16 protein-coding genes are annotated in these 20,904 nt (G+C 51.7%); 10 read left to right on the top strand and 6 right to left on the bottom strand.

Going from position 1 to position 20,904, the window contains the following annotated elements; all coding sequences use genetic code 11:
- Positions 1–15 precede the first annotated feature (15 nt).
- The 9 genes from mdtA (at position 16) to trhP (ending at position 14,582) form a co-directional block, all read left to right on the top strand.
- On the top strand, positions 16–1,263 hold the full coding sequence (gene mdtA / locus BGE37_RS04360) for a multidrug efflux RND transporter subunit MdtA (protein WP_000679022.1): 1,248 nt from the start codon (positions 16–18) through the stop codon (positions 1,261–1,263).
- The gene (gene mdtB, locus BGE37_RS04355; protein WP_105287819.1) at positions 1,263–4,385 is read left to right on the top strand and encodes a multidrug efflux RND transporter permease subunit MdtB; all 3,123 of its coding nucleotides are present in this window, start codon (positions 1,263–1,265) and stop codon (positions 4,383–4,385) included. Before mdtA ends, mdtB begins: the two co-directional genes overlap by 1 nt.
- Complete coding sequence (gene mdtC / locus BGE37_RS04350; protein WP_000667531.1) at positions 4,386–7,463, top strand: multidrug efflux RND transporter permease subunit MdtC; 3,078 nt, start codon at positions 4,386–4,388, stop codon at positions 7,461–7,463.
- Complete coding sequence (mdtD, locus tag BGE37_RS04345; RefSeq protein WP_105287818.1) at positions 7,464–8,861, top strand: MFS transporter; 1,398 nt, start codon at positions 7,464–7,466, stop codon at positions 8,859–8,861.
- Entirely contained in the window at positions 8,858–10,261 is a 1,404-nt protein-coding gene (baeS, locus tag BGE37_RS04340; protein ID WP_000675171.1) for an envelope stress sensor histidine kinase BaeS, read from the top strand. The genes mdtD and baeS overlap by 4 nt, the downstream gene beginning before the upstream one ends.
- A complete protein-coding gene (gene baeR, locus BGE37_RS04335) occupies positions 10,258–10,980 on the top strand; it encodes an envelope stress response regulator BaeR (RefSeq protein ID WP_000137876.1) in 723 nt (240 codons plus the stop codon). Before baeS ends, baeR begins: the two co-directional genes overlap by 4 nt.
- 179 nt (positions 10,981–11,159) lie before the next feature.
- Complete coding sequence (locus tag BGE37_RS04330) at positions 11,160–11,492, top strand: YegP family protein (protein ID WP_001364219.1); 333 nt, start codon at positions 11,160–11,162, stop codon at positions 11,490–11,492.
- Between the two features lie 122 nt (positions 11,493–11,614).
- On the top strand, positions 11,615–13,015 hold the full coding sequence (locus BGE37_RS04325; protein WP_105287817.1) for a HEAT repeat domain-containing protein: 1,401 nt from the start codon (positions 11,615–11,617) through the stop codon (positions 13,013–13,015).
- 205 nt (positions 13,016–13,220) lie between these two features.
- Positions 13,221–14,582, top strand: coding sequence for a prephenate-dependent tRNA uridine(34) hydroxylase TrhP (gene trhP, locus BGE37_RS04320; RefSeq protein WP_000476037.1), 1,362 nt, complete (start codon positions 13,221–13,223; stop codon positions 14,580–14,582).
- Positions 14,583–15,093: 511 nt separating this feature from the next.
- Here trhP and BGE37_RS04315 read toward each other — a convergent pair.
- Entirely contained in the window at positions 15,094–15,411 is a 318-nt protein-coding gene (locus tag BGE37_RS04315) for a hypothetical protein (RefSeq protein ID WP_001353116.1), read from the bottom strand.
- A 414-nt stretch (positions 15,412–15,825) separates the two neighbouring features.
- On the opposite strand from BGE37_RS04315, the gene yegS reads away from it, so the two are divergent.
- Complete coding sequence (gene yegS, locus BGE37_RS04310; protein WP_088541344.1) at positions 15,826–16,725, top strand: lipid kinase YegS; 900 nt, start codon at positions 15,826–15,828, stop codon at positions 16,723–16,725.
- 81 nt (positions 16,726–16,806) lie between these two features.
- On the opposite strand, the gene BGE37_RS04305 is transcribed toward yegS, so the two are convergent.
- The 5 genes from BGE37_RS04305 to gatA form a co-directional block, all read right to left on the bottom strand.
- Entirely contained in the window at positions 16,807–17,580 is a 774-nt protein-coding gene (locus BGE37_RS04305; RefSeq protein WP_001295426.1) for a DeoR/GlpR family DNA-binding transcription regulator, read from the bottom strand.
- 105 nt (positions 17,581–17,685) lie between these two features.
- Complete coding sequence (gene gatD / locus BGE37_RS04300) at positions 17,686–18,726, bottom strand: galactitol-1-phosphate 5-dehydrogenase (protein WP_088541343.1); 1,041 nt, start codon at positions 18,724–18,726, stop codon at positions 17,686–17,688.
- Positions 18,727–18,773: 47 nt separating this feature from the next.
- Positions 18,774–20,129: a PTS galactitol transporter subunit IIC gene (locus BGE37_RS04295; RefSeq protein WP_000490663.1), complete on the bottom strand. Its 1,356-nt coding sequence runs from the start codon at positions 20,127–20,129 to the stop codon at positions 18,774–18,776.
- A 3-nt stretch (positions 20,130–20,132) separates the two neighbouring features.
- Positions 20,133–20,417 carry a PTS galactitol transporter subunit IIB gene (gene gatB, locus BGE37_RS04290; RefSeq protein ID WP_000823282.1) on the bottom strand — a complete coding sequence of 95 codons (285 nt, stop codon included), beginning with the start codon at positions 20,415–20,417 and terminating at the stop codon, positions 20,133–20,135.
- A 30-nt stretch (positions 20,418–20,447) separates the two neighbouring features.
- On the bottom strand, positions 20,448–20,900 hold the full coding sequence (gene gatA, locus BGE37_RS04285) for a PTS galactitol transporter subunit IIA (protein ID WP_105287816.1): 453 nt from the start codon (positions 20,898–20,900) through the stop codon (positions 20,448–20,450).
- Positions 20,901–20,904 lie beyond the last annotated feature (4 nt).

Raw genomic sequence — 20,904 nt, 5'->3', positions numbered from 1 at the left:
GAGAAACTCTTAACGATGAAAGGCAGTTATAAATCCCGTTGGGTAATCGTAATCGTGGTGGTTATCGCCGCCATCGCCGCTTTCTGGTTCTGGCAAGGCCGCAATGAATCCCAGAGCGCAGCGCCAGGTGCGACGAAGCAAGCACAGCAGTCGCCAGCCGGTGGCCGCCGTGGTATGCGTTCCGGCCCATTGGCCCCGGTTCAGGCAGCAACTGCCGTGGAACAGGCGGTTCCGCGTTACCTCACCGGGCTTGGTACGATTACCGCTGCTAACACCGTTACGGTGCGCAGTCGCGTAGATGGTCAACTGATGGCATTACATTTCCAGGAGGGTCAGCAGGTCAAAGCAGGCGATTTACTGGCAGAAATTGACCCCAGCCAGTTCAAAGTTGCATTAGCACAAGCTCAGGGGCAACTGGCAAAAGATAAAGCCACACTAGCCAACGCCCGCCGTGATTTAGCGCGTTATCAGCAACTGGCAAAAACCAATCTCGTCTCCCGTCAGGAGTTGGATGCCCAACAGGCGCTGGTCAGTGAAACCGAAGGCACCATTAAGGCTGATGAAGCGAGCGTCGCCAGTGCGCAGCTGCAACTCGACTGGAGCCGCATCACCGCACCAGTCGATGGTCGCGTTGGTCTCAAGCAGGTTGATGTTGGTAACCAAATCTCCAGTGGTGATACCACCGGGATTGTGGTGATCACCCAGACGCATCCTATCGATTTGCTCTTTACCCTGCCGGAAAGCGATATCGCTACCGTAGTGCAGGCGCAAAAAGCCGGAAAACCGCTGGTTGTTGAAGCCTGGGATCGCACCAACTCGAAGAAATTAAGTGAAGGCACGCTGTTAAGTCTCGATAACCAAATCGATGCCACTACCGGTACGATTAAAGTGAAAGCACGCTTTAATAATCAGGATGATGCGCTGTTTCCCAATCAGTTTGTTAACGCGCGCATGTTAGTCGACACCGAACAAAACGCCGTGGTGATCCCCACCGCCGCCCTGCAAATGGGCAACGAAGGCCATTTTGTCTGGGTGCTGAATAGCGAAAACAAGGTCAGCAAACATCTAGTGACGCCGGGCATTCAGGACAGTCAGAAAGTGGTGATCCGCGCAGGTATTTCTGCAGGCGACCGCGTAGTGACGGATGGCATTGATCGTCTGACCGAAGGGGCGAAAGTGGAAGTGGTTGAAGCTCAAAGCGCCACCACTTCGGAAGAGAAAGCCACCAGCCGCGAATACGCGAAAAAAGGAGCACGCTCCTGATGCAGGTGTTACCCCCGAGCAGCACAGGCGGCCCGTCGCGCCTGTTTATTATGCGTCCTGTCGCCACCACGCTGCTGATGGTGGCGATCTTACTCGCCGGGATTATCGGTTATCGTGCCCTGCCCGTTTCGGCGCTGCCGGAAGTGGACTATCCAACCATTCAGGTGGTCACCCTCTACCCTGGCGCCAGCCCGGATGTCATGACCTCTGCCGTTACCGCACCGCTCGAACGCCAGTTCGGGCAGATGTCCGGCCTGAAACAGATGTCGTCGCAAAGTTCCGGCGGCGCGTCAGTTATCACTTTGCAGTTCCAGCTAACATTACCGCTGGATGTCGCCGAGCAGGAAGTGCAGGCCGCGATTAACGCTGCGACCAACTTGTTGCCGAGCGATCTGCCTAACCCGCCGGTTTACAGCAAAGTGAACCCGGCAGATCCGCCGATCATGACGCTTGCCGTCACATCAACCGCCATGCCGATGACGCAAGTGGAAGACATGGTGGAAACCCGCGTCGCGCAGAAGATCTCGCAGATTTCCGGCGTCGGGCTGGTGACGCTTTCCGGCGGTCAGCGTCCGGCTGTTCGCGTCAAACTTAACGCCCAGGCGATTGCCGCCCTCGGCCTGACCAGCGAAACCGTGCGCACCGCCATTACCGGCGCTAACGTTAACTCGGCTAAAGGTAGCCTCGACGGCCCTTCCCGCGCGGTCACGCTTTCCGCGAACGACCAGATGCAATCTGCAGATGAATATCGCCAGCTGATTATCGCCTACCAGAACGGCGCGCCGATTCGTCTTGGTGATGTCGCAACCGTTGAACAAGGCGCAGAAAACAGTTGGCTTGGCGCATGGGCAAATAAAGAACAGGCCATTGTGATGAATGTTCAGCGCCAGCCTGGTGCTAACATTATCTCCACCGCCGACAGCATCCGGCAGATGCTGCCACAGCTCACCGAGAGTCTGCCGAAATCGGTGAAGGTGACGGTACTTTCTGACCGTACCACCAATATCCGCGCATCAGTCGACGATACCCAGTTTGAACTGATGATGGCTATCGCGCTGGTAGTCATGATTATCTACCTGTTTCTGCGCAATATTCCGGCGACCATCATTCCTGGCGTCGCGGTGCCGCTGTCGTTAATCGGCACCTTCGCGGTCATGGTGTTTCTCGATTTTTCGATCAATAACCTGACGCTGATGGCGTTAACTATCGCCACCGGATTCGTGGTCGATGACGCCATCGTGGTGATCGAAAACATTTCCCGCTATATCGAAAAAGGCGAAAAACCGTTGGCGGCGGCGCTCAAGGGCGCGGGTGAAATCGGCTTTACCATTATCTCGCTGACCTTCTCACTGATTGCGGTGTTGATCCCACTGCTGTTTATGGGCGATATCGTCGGGCGACTGTTCCGCGAATTTGCTATTACTCTGGCCGTCGCGATTTTGATCTCAGCCGTGGTGTCGCTGACCCTGACACCGATGATGTGCGCGCGGATGCTCAGCCAGGAGTCGCTGCGTAAACAGAACCGCTTCTCCCGGGCCTCGGAAAAAATGTTCGACAGGATAATTGCCGCCTATGGTCGTGGACTTACGAAAGTGCTGAATCATCCGTGGCTGACTTTAAGCGTAGCGCTCAGCACGCTGCTGCTGAGCGTTCTCTTATGGGTGTTCATTCCGAAAGGTTTCTTCCCGGTACAGGACAACGGCATTATTCAGGGCACTTTGCAGGCACCGCAGTCCAGCTCCTTTGCCAATATGGCCCAGCGGCAACGCCAGGTCGCGGATGTGATTTTGCAGGATCCGGCAGTGCAAAGTCTGACCTCATTTGTTGGCGTTGATGGCACTAACCCATCACTGAACAGTGCGCGTTTACAAATCAACCTCAAACCGCTGGATGAACGTGATGACCGGGTGCAAAAAGTTATCTCCCGTCTACAATCGGCGGTCGATAAAGTGCCGGGTGTCGATCTCTTCCTTCAACCAACGCAGGATCTGACTATCGATACTCAGGTCAGCCGCACCCAGTACCAGTTTACCTTGCAGGCCACATCGCTGGATGCGCTCAGCACCTGGGTGCCGCAACTCGTGGAAAAACTCCAGCAGCTGCCACAGCTTTCTGATGTCTCCAGTGACTGGCAGGACAAAGGGCTGGTGGCGTATGTCAATGTTGATCGCGACAGCGCCAGCCGTCTGGGGATCAGCATGGCGGACGTCGATAACGCCCTGTACAACGCGTTTGGTCAGCGACTGATTTCCACCATTTATACTCAGGCTAACCAGTATCGCGTGGTGCTGGAGCACAATACCGAAAATACCCCAGGGCTTGCGGCGCTGGATACCATTCGCCTGACCAGCAGCGACGGTGGCGTGGTGCCGTTAAGCTCAATTGCCAAAATTGAGCAGCGTTTTGCGCCGCTCTCCATCAACCATCTGGATCAGTTCCCGGTAACGACCATCTCCTTTAACGTGCCAGATAACTATTCGCTGGGCGATGCGGTGCAGGCGATTATGGACACCGAAAAGACGCTGAATCTGCCGGTGGATATCACCACGCAGTTCCAGGGTAGCACCCTCGCCTTCCAGTCGGCATTGGGCAGCACTGTCTGGCTGATTGTCGCGGCAGTGGTGGCGATGTACATCGTGCTCGGCATTCTGTACGAGAGCTTTATTCACCCGATCACCATTCTCTCGACGTTGCCAACGGCAGGTGTTGGCGCACTGCTGGCGTTGCTGATTGCCGGTAGCGAACTGGATGTGATCGCAATCATCGGCATTATTTTGCTGATCGGTATTGTGAAGAAAAACGCCATCATGATGATCGACTTCGCGCTGGCTGCCGAGCGCGAGCAAGGCATGTCGCCGCGCGATGCAATTTACCAGGCCTGTTTGCTGCGTTTTCGTCCGATCCTGATGACCACTCTGGCGGCACTGCTTGGCGCGCTGCCGCTGATGTTGAGCACCGGAGTCGGCGCGGAACTACGTCGTCCGTTAGGCATCGGCATGGTCGGCGGCCTGATTGTTAGCCAGGTGCTGACGCTGTTCACCACGCCGGTGATTTATCTGCTGTTCGACCGCCTGGCATTGTGGACCAAAAGCCGCTTTGCTCGCCATGAAGAGGAGGCGTAAGTGAAGTTTTTTGCCCTCTTCATTTACCGTCCGGTGGCGACGATTTTACTGTCGGTTGCCATTACCCTGTGCGGCATACTGGGCTTCCGTATGCTGCCGGTCGCCCCGCTGCCACAGGTCGATTTTCCGGTGATTATGGTCAGCGCCTCGCTGCCCGGTGCGTCGCCGGAGACAATGGCGTCTTCCGTCGCCACGCCGCTGGAGCGCTCACTTGGGCGCATTGCCGGGGTCAGTGAAATGACCTCCAGCAGTTCGCTTGGCAGCACGCGTATTATTTTGCAGTTTGATTTTGACCGGGATATCAACGGCGCGGCGCGCGATGTGCAGGCGGCGATCAACGCCGCGCAAAGTTTGCTGCCCAGCGGAATGCCAAGCCGTCCGACCTATCGCAAAGCGAATCCTTCGGATGCGCCAATTATGATCCTGACGCTGACATCCGATACTTATTCGCAGGGTGAACTGTACGATTTCGCCTCGACGCAACTGGCTCCGACAATTTCGCAAATCGACGGCGTCGGTGATGTCGATGTCGGCGGCAGCTCGTTGCCCGCCGTGCGCGTCGGGCTGAATCCGCAGGCGCTGTTTAATCAGGGCGTCTCGCTGGACGATGTGCGCACTGCCATCAGCAATGCCAACGTGCGTAAACCGCAGGGGGCGCTGGAAGATGGCACTCACCGCTGGCAGATCCAGACTAACGATGAACTGAAAACCGCCGCTGAATATCAGCCGTTGATTATTCATTACAACAACGGCGGCGCGGTTCGTCTGGGCGATGTGGCGACGGTGACCGACTCGGTGCAGGATGTGCGCAACGCCGGGATGACCAACGCCAAACCGGCTATTTTGCTGATGATCCGCAAGCTGCCGGAAGCCAATATTATCCAGACGGTTGACAGCATCCGGGCAAAATTACCGGAGTTGCAGGAGACCATTCCGGCGGCAATTGATCTGCAAATTGCCCAGGATCGCTCCCCCACCATTCGCGCCTCGCTGGAAGAAGTCGAGCAAACGCTGATTATCTCGGTGGCACTGGTGATTCTGGTGGTGTTTTTATTCCTGCGCTCGGGTCGCGCCACTATTATTCCCGCCGTTGCGGTGCCGGTTTCGCTGATTGGTACGTTTGCGGCAATGTACCTGTGTGGTTTCAGTCTCAATAATCTTTCGTTAATGGCGCTGACCATCGCTACAGGCTTTGTGGTGGATGATGCCATCGTGGTGCTGGAAAACATTGCCCGTCATCTGGAGGCGGGGATGAAACCGTTGCAAGCCGCGCTGCAAGGTACTCGCGAAGTCGGCTTTACGGTGCTGTCGATGAGTCTGTCACTGGTGGCGGTGTTCCTGCCGCTGCTGCTGATGGGCGGATTGCCAGGACGCCTGTTACGCGAGTTTGCCGTGACGCTTTCTGTCGCCATTGGTATTTCGTTGCTGGTTTCCCTGACGCTAACGCCAATGATGTGCGGCTGGATGCTGAAAGCCAGCAAGCCGCGCGAGCAAAAGCGACTGCGTGGTTTTGGTCGCATGTTGGTTGCTCTGCAACAAGGCTACGGCAAGTCGCTGAAATGGGTGCTCAATCATACCCGTCTGGTGGGTGTGGTGCTGCTTGGCACCATTGCGCTGAATATCTGGCTGTATATCTCGATCCCGAAAACCTTCTTCCCGGAGCAGGACACTGGTGTACTGATGGGCGGGATACAGGCGGATCAAAGTATTTCATTTCAGGCGATGCGCGGCAAATTGCAGGATTTCATGAAAATTATCCGTGACGATCCGGCAGTGGATAATGTCACCGGCTTTACCGGTGGCTCGCGGGTGAACAGTGGGATGATGTTTATCACTCTCAAACCGCGCGACGAGCGCAGCGAAACGGCGCAGCAAATTATCGACCGTCTGCGGGTGAAGCTGGCGAAAGAACCGGGGGCGAATCTGTTCCTGATGGCGGTACAGGATATTCGCGTTGGCGGACGTCAGTCGAACGCCAGTTACCAGTATACGTTGCTCTCCGACGACCTGGCGGCGCTGCGCGAATGGGAGCCGAAAATCCGCAAAAAACTGGCAACGTTACCGGAACTGGCGGACGTGAATTCCGACCAGCAGGATAACGGCGCGGAGATGAATCTGGTTTACGACCGCGACACTATGGCACGACTGGGAATCGACGTGCAGGCCGCCAACAGCCTGTTGAATAACGCCTTCGGGCAGCGGCAAATCTCGACCATTTACCAGCCCATGAACCAGTATAAAGTGGTGATGGAAGTGGATCCGCGCTATACCCAGGACATCAGTGCACTGGAAAAAATGTTCGTCATTAATAACGAAGGAAAAGCGATCCCTCTGTCATATTTCGCTAAATGGCAACCGGCGAATGCCCCGCTGTCGGTGAATCATCAGGGATTATCGGCGGCCTCGACCATCTCGTTCAACTTACCGACCGGAAAATCGCTCTCGGACGCCAGTGCGGCGATCGACCGCGCAATGACCCAGCTAGGTGTGCCTTCGACGGTGCGCGGCAGTTTTGCCGGAACAGCGCAGGTATTCCAGGAGACGATGAACTCGCAGGTAATCCTGATTATCGCAGCCATCGCCACGGTGTATATCGTGCTGGGTATCCTTTACGAGAGTTACGTGCATCCACTGACGATTCTCTCCACCCTGCCCTCGGCGGGCGTTGGGGCGCTGCTGGCGCTGGAGCTATTCAATGCCCCGTTCAGCCTAATCGCCCTGATAGGGATCATGCTATTAATCGGCATCGTGAAGAAAAACGCCATTATGATGGTCGATTTTGCGCTCGAAGCCCAACGGCACGGTAACCTGACGCCGCAGGAAGCTATTTTCCAGGCCTGTCTGCTGCGTTTTCGCCCGATTATGATGACTACCCTGGCGGCGCTGTTTGGTGCGCTGCCGTTGGTATTGTCGGGCGGTGACGGCTCGGAGCTGCGGCAACCCCTGGGGATCACCATTGTCGGCGGTCTGGTAATGAGCCAGCTTCTGACGCTGTATACCACGCCAGTGGTGTATCTCTTCTTCGACCGTCTGCGGCTGCGTTTTTCGCGTAAACCTAAACAAACGGTAACTGAGTAAATGACAGATCTTCCCGACAGCACCCGCTGGCAATTGTGGATTGTGGCTTTCGGCTTCTTTATGCAGTCGCTGGACACCACCATCGTTAACACCGCGCTTCCCTCAATGGCGCAAAGCCTCGGGGAAAGCCCGCTGCATATGCACATGGTCATCGTATCTTATGTGCTGACCGTGGCGGTGATGCTGCCCGCCAGCGGCTGGCTGGCGGACAAAGTCGGCGTGCGCAATATTTTCTTTACCGCCATCGTACTGTTTACTCTCGGTTCACTGTTTTGCGCGCTTTCCGGCACGCTAAACGAACTGTTGCTGGCACGCGCGTTACAGGGCGTTGGCGGCGCGATGATGGTGCCGGTCGGCAGGTTGACGGTGATGAAAATTGTACCGCGCGAGCAATATATGGCGGCGATGACCTTTGTTACGCTGCCCGGGCAAGTCGGTCCGCTGCTTGGTCCGGCGCTCGGCGGCCTGCTGGTGGAATACGCGTCCTGGCACTGGATCTTTTTGATCAACATTCCGGTAGGGATTATCGGTGCGATCGCCACGCTGATGTTAATGCCAAACTACACCATGCAGACGCGGCGTTTCGATCTCTCCGGTTTTTTATTGCTGGCGGTCGGCATGGCGGTATTAACGCTGGCGCTGGATGGCAGTAAAGGCACGGGACTTTCACCGCTGGCGATTGCCGGACTGGCAGCGATTGGCGTGGTGGCACTGGTGCTTTATCTGCTGCACGCCAGAAATAACAACCGCGCCCTGTTCAGCCTGAAACTGTTCCGCACCCGTACCTTTTCGCTGGGCCTGGCGGGGAGCTTTGCCGGACGTATCGGCAGTGGCATGTTGCCCTTTATGACACCGGTTTTCTTACAGATTGGCCTCGGTTTCTCGCCGTTCCATGCCGGACTGATGATGATCCCGATGGTGCTCGGCAGCATGGGAATGAAGCGAATTGTAGTGCAGGTGGTGAATCGCTTTGGCTACCGTCGGGTACTGGTGGCGACCACGCTGGGCCTGTCGCTGGTCACCCTGCTGTTTATGACTACCGCGCTGCTGGGCTGGTACTACATTTTGCCGTTCGTCCTGTTTTTACAAGGGATGGTCAACTCGACGCGTTTCTCCTCCATGAACACCCTGACGCTGAAAGATCTCCCAGACAATCTGGCGAGCAGCGGCAACAGCCTGCTGTCGATGAGTATCGGCGTCACTATCGCCGGGCTGTTGCTGGGACTTTTTGGTTCACAGCATGTCAGCGTCGACAGCGGCACCACACAAACCGTCTTTATGTACACCTGGCTTAGCATGGCGTTTATCATCGCCCTTCCGGCGTTCATCTTTGCCAGAGTGCCGAACGATACGCATCAAAATGTCGCTATTTCGCGGCGAAAAAGGAGCGCGCAATGAAGTTCTGGCGACCCGGTATTACCGGCAAACTGTTTCTGGCGATTTTCGCCACCTGCATTGTCTTATTGATCACGATGCACTGGGCGGTACGTATCAGTTTTGAGCGCGGCTTTATCGATTACATCAAGCATGGTAATGAACAACGGCTGCAAATGCTCGGCGATGCGCTTGGTGAGCAGTACGCCCAGCACGGGAACTGGCGCTTCCTGCGTAATAACGATCGCTTTGTATTTCAGATCCTACGTTCGCTGGAGCATGATAACAACGAAGATAAGCCCGGCCCCGGTATGCCGCCACACGGTTGGCGCACGCAATTCTGGGTGGTTGATCAAAACAACAAAGTGCTGGTTGGCCCGCGAGCACCGATTCCACCAGACGGCACACGGCGGCCCATTATGGTCAATGGGGCGGAAGTGGGTGCGGTGATCGCCTCCCCTGTTGAACGACTGACCCGCAATACCGATATCAATTTTGACAGACAACAGAGGCAAACCAGTTGGCTGATTGTCGCTTTATCTACCTTGTTAGCGGCGCTGGCGACATTCCCACTGGCGCGCGGTTTGCTGGCTCCGGTCAAACGACTGGTGGACGGTACACACAAACTGGCAGCGGGCGATTTCACTACTCGCGTGACGCCCACCAGTGAAGATGAATTGGGCAAACTGGCGCAAGACTTCAACCAGCTCGCCAGCACCCTGGAGAAAAACCAACAGATGCGCCGCGATTTTATGGCCGATATCTCCCACGAGCTGCGCACGCCTTTAGCGGTACTGCGCGGCGAACTGGAAGCTATTCAGGATGGCGTGCGTAAATTCACGCCGGAGACGGTGGCTTCTTTACAGGCAGAGGTCGGTACACTGACCAAACTGGTGGATGATCTTCATCAATTGTCGATGTCTGATGAAGGCGCTCTCGCCTACCAGAAATCGTCGGTGGATCTGATCCCGCTACTGGAAGTCGCGGGTGGCGCATTTCGTGAGCGTTTCGCCAGCCGCGGGCTGAAACTGAAATTTTCCCTGCCAGACAGCATTACCGTATTTGGCGATCGCGATCGTTTAATGCAGTTGTTCAATAACTTACTGGAAAACAGCCTGCGCTATACCGACAGCGGCGGCAGCCTGCATATCTCTGCCGAGCAACATGACAAAACGGTGCGCCTGACCTTTGCCGACAGTGCACCGGGCGTTAGTGACGATCAACTGCAAAAATTGTTTGAGCGTTTTTATCGCACCGAAGGTTCCCGCAACCGTGCCAGCGGCGGTTCCGGCCTGGGACTGGCGATTTGTCTTAACATTGTTGAAGCACATAATGGTCGCATTGTTGCCGCTCATTCGCCTTTTGGCGGGGTAAGCATTACAGTAGAGTTACCGCTGGAACGGGATTTACAGAGAGAAGTATGACCGAGTTACCAATCGACGAAAACACGCCACGTATTTTGATCGTGGAAGATGAACCGAAGCTGGGGCAGTTGCTTATTGATTATCTGCGTGCTGCGAGCTATGCGCCGACGCTTATCAGCCACGGCGATCAGGTACTGCCATATGTGCGCCAGACACCACCGGATCTGATCCTGTTGGATCTGATGCTCCCTGGCACCGATGGCCTGACGTTGTGTCGGGAAATTCGTCGTTTTTCTGACATTCCGATCGTAATGGTGACAGCAAAAATCGAAGAGATCGACCGCCTGCTCGGTCTGGAGATTGGCGCAGATGATTATATCTGTAAGCCGTACAGTCCACGGGAAGTGGTAGCACGCGTCAAAACCATTTTGCGCCGTTGCAAACCGCAGCGTGAGTTGCAGCAACAGGATGCTGAAAGCCCGTTGATTATCGACGAAGGTCGTTTTCAGGCTTCATGGCGCGGTAAAATGCTTGACCTGACGCCTGCGGAATTTCGCCTGCTGAAAACGCTCTCTCATGAACCGGGAAAAGTATTCTCCCGTGAGCAGTTGTTGAACCACCTTTATGACGACTACCGCGTAGTAACTGACCGCACCATCGACAGCCACATTAAAAACCTGCGCCGCAAGCTGGAAGCACTGGACGAAGAGCAGTCTTTTATCCGCGCCGTCTACGGTGTCGGTTATCGCTGGGAAGCCGACGCCTGCCGCATCGTTTAACATTTTTACCTGCCGGAGAAGGCATTCACGCCACATCCGGCAGCATTATCCCGCGCATTGTCGGCTATCTGACATTATCTCTCCGCCCTGGCAAGCACCTGAAAATCGCTCATACTTTAATCGGCAAACAGTCCTTTTAGATGCTGTTTTCGATACGCAATTTCAATCAAGGAGTCATTATGGCTGGTTGGTTTGAACTCAGTAGGAGCAGTGATAATCAATTCCGGTTTGTGCTAAAAGCGGGCAATGGTGAGACTATCCTCACCAGCGAGCTGTATACCTCAAAAGCCTCTGCGGAAAAGGGCATCGCGTCAGTGCGTAGCAACAGCCCACAAGAAGAACGCTATGAGAAAAAAACAGCAAGCAACGGCAAATTCTATTTCAATCTGAAAGCCGCCAATCATCAAATTATCGGCTCCAGCCAGATGTACGCCACCGCGCAATCTCGTGAAACCGGAATTGCCTCCGTTAAAGCCAATGGCACAAGCCAGACGGTGAAAGACAATACGTAATTACGATGCCGGGCGTAGGTTGTTGGCGTCCGGCTTTATTTTCTCTCATCACAGAGTTACTATCCCTCAGGAAATTATTAATCATGAAATGAGTTTTCTCCTCATAACTGATAAGGAAAATTATGCTCAAAGGATTGCGTACATTATTTACACGCAGGGTTTTGTTTAACGTCGAAATGAATAATTCTGTTGACTGTGAATTATTTCTTATCCAGCAACAACTCCAGTCGATGATAGCCGATCCAGGCAATTATATAGCGCATGATTGTGATCTCAACGATACTCTGGTTCTTTGCCAGCTTACCCATCACCACAATGGATATATACGAGAAAAGGCCGTGCAATGTCTGGGACAAAAAGAGGATGTTGCAGCTATAGAAGAATTATTACTTGCAGCTAATGACTGGGTAAAAGAGGTTCGCCTTGCTGCAACCATAGCGTTACGTCATTTAAAGAAGGATAAGAATGCAGCGGCATTTGCCGTTAATCTTCCCTTGATACGTAACCTTCTCCAATGCCAGCGTTACGATCACCGTGCATTTGTAGACGAGATACTTAGATTTTTATTGACAGAAAATAGCCGTCCACAATTAACGTGTTGGCTTACTTGCCCTGATAAAAAACTCTCCCGCGCAGTATTACAAACGCTGATTGAATATGGCTACTTTAATGATGAATCTTCGCTGCTTTTAATACTCAAGCAGCCCGACGAAGGTTTACGAATGCTGGCGGTCACCCACTGGCTGCGTCAACAATTACCGTTAAGCGAAGCGGTATTAACTCGTCTGTTAAAAGACCGCTGGCCGCGTATTCGACAAGCAACGTTGTTTAGCCTTACTGACCGAGCTATAGAAATTCCTCCGGCGTTGTACAGCGCATTACTGCTGGATAACAATATGTTGATCCGTCTACGCGCTAAAAACATGCTTAATGACGTCATGGATGTTGTGCAATTCTGGCGTCATGTTGTCACCTCGACTGAATATACTCCCTCACAGCGCCGGGCAGCTTTATACGGGCTGGACTCCATTCATGATGCCAATATTTTAAAACTGGCAGAATGGGGATTATCACAGGATGTATTCCCACTGCGATTAGCCGCTATGTATATTCTTGCGAAAGCCAATCCTGATGGTGGTGTCAAAGGGATTATTCTGACCACACTGGCTAACCCGGACGCCTCCGGGCTTCGATTTATGGTTAACATCTGTGTATGGTGTCGAGTTCCGCTCACGTTCGAGGAAATACGTCAGTTGCTGGAAAACGCACCGTCAGTTAAACATGCTTGCGCATATTGTCGGCTGTATCATAACTTGAACAAATGGGCCTGTTTAATTCTTCTTCTGCAATCGCAACACAAGCTAACTGAAGAATTTGCAGGTAAACAGCTCGCGATATGGCAACGCAATTTCAATCTTTCGGGCATTCAACCAAATGCTCCTCAGCGTCAGCAACTTCAGGCGCTTTTTACCTGCAATCCGGAACTTCACAACAAGTTATGGGGTTATATTCCCTTTCTTTAACACCAAATTAAGGTCAACTGATAACAATTGAACCTGACGACTATCGGAATCAAAACGAAATAAATGCGCTCAGTCTTTCCCTTAACATTGTCACTGGAGTCAACCCCACCGATTGCGCTACAATGCCCGCCCTTAAAGTGGGGGCACTCCCCTAACCGCTTCATCAGGTGAAGCGGATCTGACCTGTCATCAGAACGAGAGAATTATGTTTAAACCGGAACTCCTTTCCCCGGCGGGAACGCTGAAAAATATGCGTTACGCTTTCGCTTATGGCGCAGATGCTGTTTATGCGGGCCAGCCGCGTTACTCCCTGCGTGTGCGCAACAACGAATTCAACCACGAAAATCTCCAGCTCGGCATTAACGAAGCCCATGCGTTGGGGAAAAAGTTTTATGTCGTGGTCAACATTGCACCGCACAATGCCAAGCTGAAAACCTTTATCCGTGACCTGAAACCGGTGGTTGAAATGGGGCCGGATGCGCTGATTATGTCCGATCCAGGGCTGATTATGCTGGTGCGTGAGCACTTCCCTGAAATGCCGATCCATCTCTCGGTACAGGCTAACGCCGTGAACTGGGCGACGGTGAAATTCTGGCAGCAAATGGGCCTGACCCGCGTGATCCTCTCTCGCGAGCTGTCGCTGGAAGAGATTGAAGAGATCCGCAATCAGGTGCCGGATATGGAGGTAGAGATCTTCGTTCACGGCGCGCTGTGCATGGCCTACTCCGGTCGCTGCCTGCTCTCTGGCTATATCAACAAGCGCGACCCGAACCAGGGCACCTGCACCAACGCCTGCCGCTGGGAGTACAACGTCCAGGAAGGGAAAGAAGATGACGTTGGCAACATCGTACACAAGTACGAGCCGATTCCGGTGCAAAATGTTGAGCCGACGCTGGGTATCGGCGCGCCAACCGACAAAGTGTTTATGATCGAAGAAGCCCAGCGTCCGGGCGAGTATATGACCGCGTTTGAAGATGAGCACGGCACTTACATCATGAACTCGAAAGATCTGCGCGCCATCGCCCATGTAGAACGCCTGACCAAAATGGGCGTGCATTCGCTGAAAATCGAAGGCCGTACCAAATCTTTCTACTATTGCGCACGCACCGCACAGGTTTATCGTAAAGCTATCGATGATGCCGCTGCGGGCAAACCGTTCGATACCAGCCTGCTGGAAACTCTGGAAGGTCTGGCGCATCGTGGCTATACCGAAGGTTTCCTGCGTCGTCATACTCACGACGATTATCAGAACTACGAATACGGTTATTCAGTTTCTGACCGCCAGCAGTTTGTTGGTGAGTTTACCGGTGAGCGCAAGGGCGACCTCGCGGCGGTAGCGGTGAAAAATAAATTCTCCGTTGGCGACAGCCTTGAGCTGATGACGCCGCAAGGGAACATTAACTTTACCCTTGAGCATATGGAAAACGCCAAAGGCGAAGCAATGCCGGTCGCACCGGGCGATGGTTATACTGTGTGGATCCCGGTCCCGCAGGATCTTGAGCTAAATTACGCGCTGCTGATGCGTAATTTCTCCGGGGAAACCACGCGTAACCCCCACGGTAAGTGATTAATTTCGATTATTTTTCCCGGATGGAAAATTCTTAGAAACCGATCACATACAGCTGCATTTATTAAGGTTATCATCCGTTTCGCTGAAAAACATAACCCATAAAATGCTAGCTGTACCAGGAACCACCTCCTTAGCCTGTGTAATCTCCCTTACACGGGCTTATTTTTTTTGCATAAACCATAGAGACGGATTGATCCCAGGTGACCGTCTTCCATTGACCACATCGATAGAATCCCCCTTCATAGCACGATGCCTTTCACTTAACGGCATCGTGCTCGCACAGGTTCCGGCTACGCACAGCCAGAACGCGCATGTTTGACGCTTACAAAAAATGAAGCTAAAGCATAGGAATATTTATGCCATCATTTTCTGATAGCCGCATAAAATAAAAATTCTGCTGTAGTTTCATCTATCTGCTTGTCATTATTACTCACATTCAATAATGGTGTTGAAGAATACCTTATCAGAGATAAAAATGGATGTGTCCATGGTAGTCTTGAATCTATTCTCACTCTCCACATTTGAATGTCAGACGCGCGACGCCATGTAATCCTGCCCCTTCAGTCTTCAGGTTAACTATCTGCATTTTTTTGCCCTGAGTAACACAGAAATTAGCTGCATCATTTTTCACTATATTTTCCGCACCAGATATTCTGCCCCTGGCTAAAGATGCTTCGGCTTCAGTGTAGTATTGGTTATCGAGTTTACGCTGGATATTACTTTTATAGGCAAGACCGAATTTACCGATACTTGTCTCATCATTATGCACAGCACAACCAGACATAAGAAAAACACTAATTAATGATATAGCAGCTGTCTTTTTCATCTCACCTTCCCCCATTAAACACCAACGACACTCTCTAGTGTTGAAATATAATAATGACATCATTGTCATTATTGAATAGGATTATAATAAATGTTTTGTGCAGAATTTCCTACATAAGTAGGAATTACAAACATGAAGGCCCTTCCCAGGTACCCCCCATGAGGGCTTTAATATATTTAGAATAAGATATTGAAGATGCCACTGTTTAGTTGAATATTAGGTATATGTTCTTTTTTGAAATTTATCGGTGGCTACCGTTAACATTCACTGTCCCCATTGCAAGCTCCTGGTGGTAACCACTGAATTCCCCATCCTTGAACTGATTTTTTATCCTCCGATTTTCATCCTGTTCTGACTCCGCCTTTTCTTTTCTGCTCTACACTATCTACAGACCAATCATAAAGGCATACGATTATGGCAGAATTTCCCGCCAGCTTACTGATTCTTAACGGCAAAAGTACTGACAATCAACCCTTGCGCGAAGCAATTATGCTGTTGCGCGAGGAAGGAATGACGATCCATGTGCGGGTCACCTGGGAGAAAGGCGATGCCGCCCGATTTGTAGAAGAGGCCCGGAAGCTGGGCGTCGCAACGGTAATTGCCGGTGGCGGCGATGGCACTATTAATGAAGTTTCCTCGGCGCTGATTCAGTGTGAGGGCGATGACATACCCGCGCTGGGGATTTTGCCACTAGGTACAGCGAACGATTTCGCGACCAGCGTGGGTATACCTGAGGCACTGGATAAGGCGCTGAAACTAGCAATTGCTGGTGACGCTATTGCGATTGATATGGCGCAGGTCAACAAAAAAACCTGTTTTATTAATATGGCAACGGGTGGGTTTGGGACACGTATTACCACAGAAACGCCGGAAAAATTAAAAGCAGCGCTGGGTGGCGTCTCTTACATCATTCACGGCTTAATGCGCATGGATACACTGCAACCGGACCGTTGTGAAATCCGCGGTGAAAACTTTCACTGGCAAGGTGACGCACTAGTCATTGGTATTGGTAACGGCCGTCAGGCAGGTGGCGGTCAGCAATTGTGCCCGAACGCATTAATTAACGACGGCTTACTGCAACTGCGCATTTTCACCGGCGATGAAATTCTTCCGGCTCTCGTATCAACCTTAAAATCTGACGAAGATAACCCGAATATTATCGAAGGTGCTTCGGCGTGGTTCGATATACAAGCGCCACACGAAATTACCTTTAATCTTGATGGCGAACCGTTGAGTGGGCAAAACTTCCATATTGAAATACTTCCGGCAGCATTGCGCTGTCGATTACCACCGGATTGTCCATTATTGCGTTAATCAAACTATTCTCTCTTGAACCAGGGAGAAACAGTTATGCCGGATGCGGTATAAACACCTTATCCGGCCTACTGAACAATACTACACCGTAATTAATTTCACCCGTGTCTTCTGCAATGCCAGTTTATCTACCTCTGACACGGCATCATCGGTAATAATAATGTCAATTTTTTCGATTGGCAGTACCTGATTAAAACCGCGACGGTTAAATTTCGATGAATCGAGAACGGCAATCACTTTATTAGCGGCTGTGACCATCGCACCGCTAATCGAATAACCTTCATTAAAGGTCGTAATACCATTAACCGCATCAATACCATCAGCACCGACAAACATTAAATCGGCATTAATATCCTGCAATGAACGCTCAGCAATGGAGCCATGCATCGAGCGCGTTTTATGGCGGACCGTGCCACCACAGACGACCAGAGTAATGTCTTTATTTTCGGAAAGGGCAAACGCCGCCGGGAGACTGTTGGTAATCACCGTGATATTTTTGGCGGTCATTAAACCTTCGGCGATAAGCATTGTCGTACTTCCGCTGTCGAGAATAACGGTCATCCCTTCGTGGATCATTTTGACTGCCGCCTGCGCAATTCTGTTTTTCGGCGCGCTGGCGAGCTGAAATCGCTCTTTAAACCCGACTTCCTGGGTCTCGGTTTCACTATTTCCGGACATTATTTTCGCCGCACCGCCATGAAAGCGCGTAACCACGCCTTTTTGTTCGAGAAAGCGCAAATCGGCACGGATTGTCGCTTCCGAGGCAGCAAATACTCCCGCCAGATCCTGAACAAGCACGGTTCCCTGTTCATTCACTAATTGGATGATCTTATTCCTTCGCTCGAATGAATTCATCGTCATTTACCCATATTCAATTGTGGCTAGTGTAAACGAAGGGGGACCATTGGTGAATGATCTGTTTTGCACAATACCGGGCCAGCATCACGCTGGCCCGCGGTTTCAGGGAATAAGCAACACTTTGCCCGGCATAGCATTACGAGCGATGTCACGCACCGCCTGGGCGAAGCTTTCAAAGCTTCCACGGTGAGCGATTAATGGCTCCAGGCTTAACTTACGTTCTGTCAGCAACCGGCTCGCCGTTTCCCACTCCTGCCCCGGCCAAGGGCTGGAGTAGTTCATCCAACTGCCGATAACCGTCAGCTCTTTACGTAATATTTTGCCAAACGTTGTCGATGTTAAATGCAGATCCTGATGCAACGTGCCCACCAGCGCCAGCTGGGCATGAGGTCCGGCAATCTCTACCGCCAGTTCGACGGTTTGCGGGACTCCAGCCGTCTCGAGGATAAGCTGATTAAAGCGCAGCTCGCGTAAAACGGGCTGCATTTGCGGCGCGCTCATTTCAAGGCTGTTAAATGTTTGCATCGCACCGAAAGATTTTGCCAGTGCCAGTTTTTCTGAGCTAATGTCGATAGCCGTCACACTCTTTGCTCCCAGCGCGACAGCGCACTGAATGGCCAGCAGGCCAATGGTTCCGGCACCAATAATAATAACGTTTTTATTCTCACAACCTTGCGCTAAATGGAAAGCATGCAGGCCAACGGTAATCGGTTCAATAAAAGCCCCATCCTCAATAGGCATATGCGCAGGTAGAGCAAAGACATTTTTCCGCTTAACGACAATATATTCGGCAAACCCACCATCACGCCGTGAGCCAATAAAATCATATTTTGCGCACTGGGAATAAAACCCTTTCAGACACTCTGGACAAGTAAAACAGGGTAATAACGGCACACAGGCAACCGCATCGCCAGGATGTAAATCATCAACACCGGATCCCACAGCATCAATATAGCCGCTAAATTCATGGCCTAACGTTATTGGATAATAATGTGCACCATTTTTAAAAATTCTGGGTAAGTCGGAACCACATATCCCCGAGCTGGCAATTTTTACCCGTACCTCGTCCCGATGGATGATTTCAGGCATGACTCGTTCTTCAACGCGCACGATACCATCAGTATCATTAACAACTGATTTCATAAAAACTCCTGATTATTAAGGGGGATAAACTCCCCCTCAGGTAAAAATTATTCTGCGAGAACGGCTTTCTCTTGTTTAATAAAGCCGCGCGCTCTACGCCAGGTCATGAAAATACCGGTAAGATAAATGGCACCGATAATAATGAAACCGGGAATATTTTGCGGGGAGAAAACCTGAATCAGTAACCAGGTAATGGGAGAACCGCCCTGATCCATTGAAGCCACCATGCCCCCGGCTTTTAACGCCCCAGCATTAGCCGCCAGTTGGGTGTGCAAACCAATAGTTTGCGTCGCGATCCACAGGGTGATGCTCATAATGATGACACCCGAGATTAAGGTGCGGAACAGATTTCCACGATGCACGGCAACTGCCATCGCAACAAAGAAGCCGATGGTGGCAAGGTCGCCAAACGGCAGTACCTGATTACCCGGAACACAAACAGCAATTAAAATGGTGAGCGGGATAAAAATCAGGCTTGCCGATACCACCGCCGTATGCCCCAGCAGCAACGCCGGATCAAGGCCAATCAGGAACTCCTGACCGCCGAACTTCGCCTGTAAACGACTACGGGCCTGCTTAGCGATGGGCGTTAAACCATCCATGATGGGTTTAATCACCCGTGGCATCAGCAGCATAACTGCCGCCGTTTTTACCGCCAGCTGTAATACACCTTTGACATCGTAACCCGCGAGGATGCCGATAATCAGCCCCATCACAAAGCCCACGGTGACAGGTTCGCCAAATGGGCCAAATTTGCGCTGAATATCGTCGGCGCTAAATTTAATACGGTTAACGCCTGGGATTTTCTCGATGATAGCATCCACCAGCACCGCAATTGGCCCCAGATACGCCGACGTACCGTGCGGAATAGCAATGCCTTCCAGCTCAAAGAAATTTCGGGTATCGCGGGCAAACCAGTCGCCGAGCTTATAAACAAACGCCGCGTGAATTACCACACCCGCCATCCCTATCATCCATGAACCGGTTGCCAGATGCAGCAATGCGCCGGTGAAGGTCATATGCCAGATATTCCATATATCAACATTTACTACCCGCGTCATACGGGTCAGTAGCATCGCCACGTTAACCAGAATCGCAATCGGAATCGCCACCAGCGCAATTTGCGACGCCCAGGTCATGGGTGAAGAGCCCGGCCAGCCGACATCGACCACATGCAGATTCAGGTCGAAATTTTCCGCCATCGCTTTCGCCGCCGGGCCAATGGAATCCAGCATTAAGCCAATCACCAGGCCAATGCCAACAAAGCCAATCCCGATATGCAGACCCGCTTTAAAGCAATCGCCTGCCTTCATGCCTAATATCTTAGAAAAAATAATGATGACAATCGGCAACATGACCGTAGGGCCGAGGTCGAGAATATAACGCATGACTTCTGAAAACATAGGTCACCCCTGTAAGATAGTCAGAATTTTATTTTGTAATGCTTCGATACCGACACCAGAAACAAAAGGCATGCCGTGAACTAACGGAATATCGCCAAAACTACGGTCAACTTTGGCGGTAGTACATATCAAATGCACGCCATCCATATAGGTCTCTATTTCATTAACCCGACACTGGATTAATTCAACAGGAATATTATGACTCTGACACAACTCTTTAATTTCTTCCGCCGCCATCGTAGAGGTCGCAACCGCGCCTCCGCAAGCGACAATTATCTTGCGTTTCATAAATAGTCCTTTTTATTGTTACAGAGGGATTTATTCGTCTGAATCTAAAACATACTTTGTGAAGTATTCCTTTAACTGGGTTTCAGGAAGAGTGATTAGTGTCTCGACGATCTCGGGCTGTTGTAACTTGCCAAATAAACAGCGTAAAAGTTTCAATTGCTGCTGCGGATTTTCCACAATCAACGCAATAACCAACGATACCGCCACGTCGTTATCATCATCCGCTTGCTGAAAATGAACTTTATTTGTTGGTCTTAACAGATAAATAGCTGACGACTTAGCATGAATCGCCTCACAATGCGGTATTGCAATGGCGTACTGTTCAAGCATTATCCCGGTGGGGAATTCTGCTTCTCTGGCAATTAATGCCTGTGGCCAGGTTTCATGAACCACACCTTTCGCGATCATCTCATTACCGATATGAGTTAAAACTTCGCTACGATCGACAAAAGAAATTCCGCTACGAACAAACAGGTTAGTCATATAC

Source organism: Escherichia sp. MOD1-EC6300 (genome assembly GCF_002965045.1).
GTDB lineage: Bacteria > Pseudomonadota > Gammaproteobacteria > Enterobacterales > Enterobacteriaceae > Escherichia > Escherichia coli_F.
This window is presented reverse-complemented; position numbering and strand designations above follow the sequence as displayed.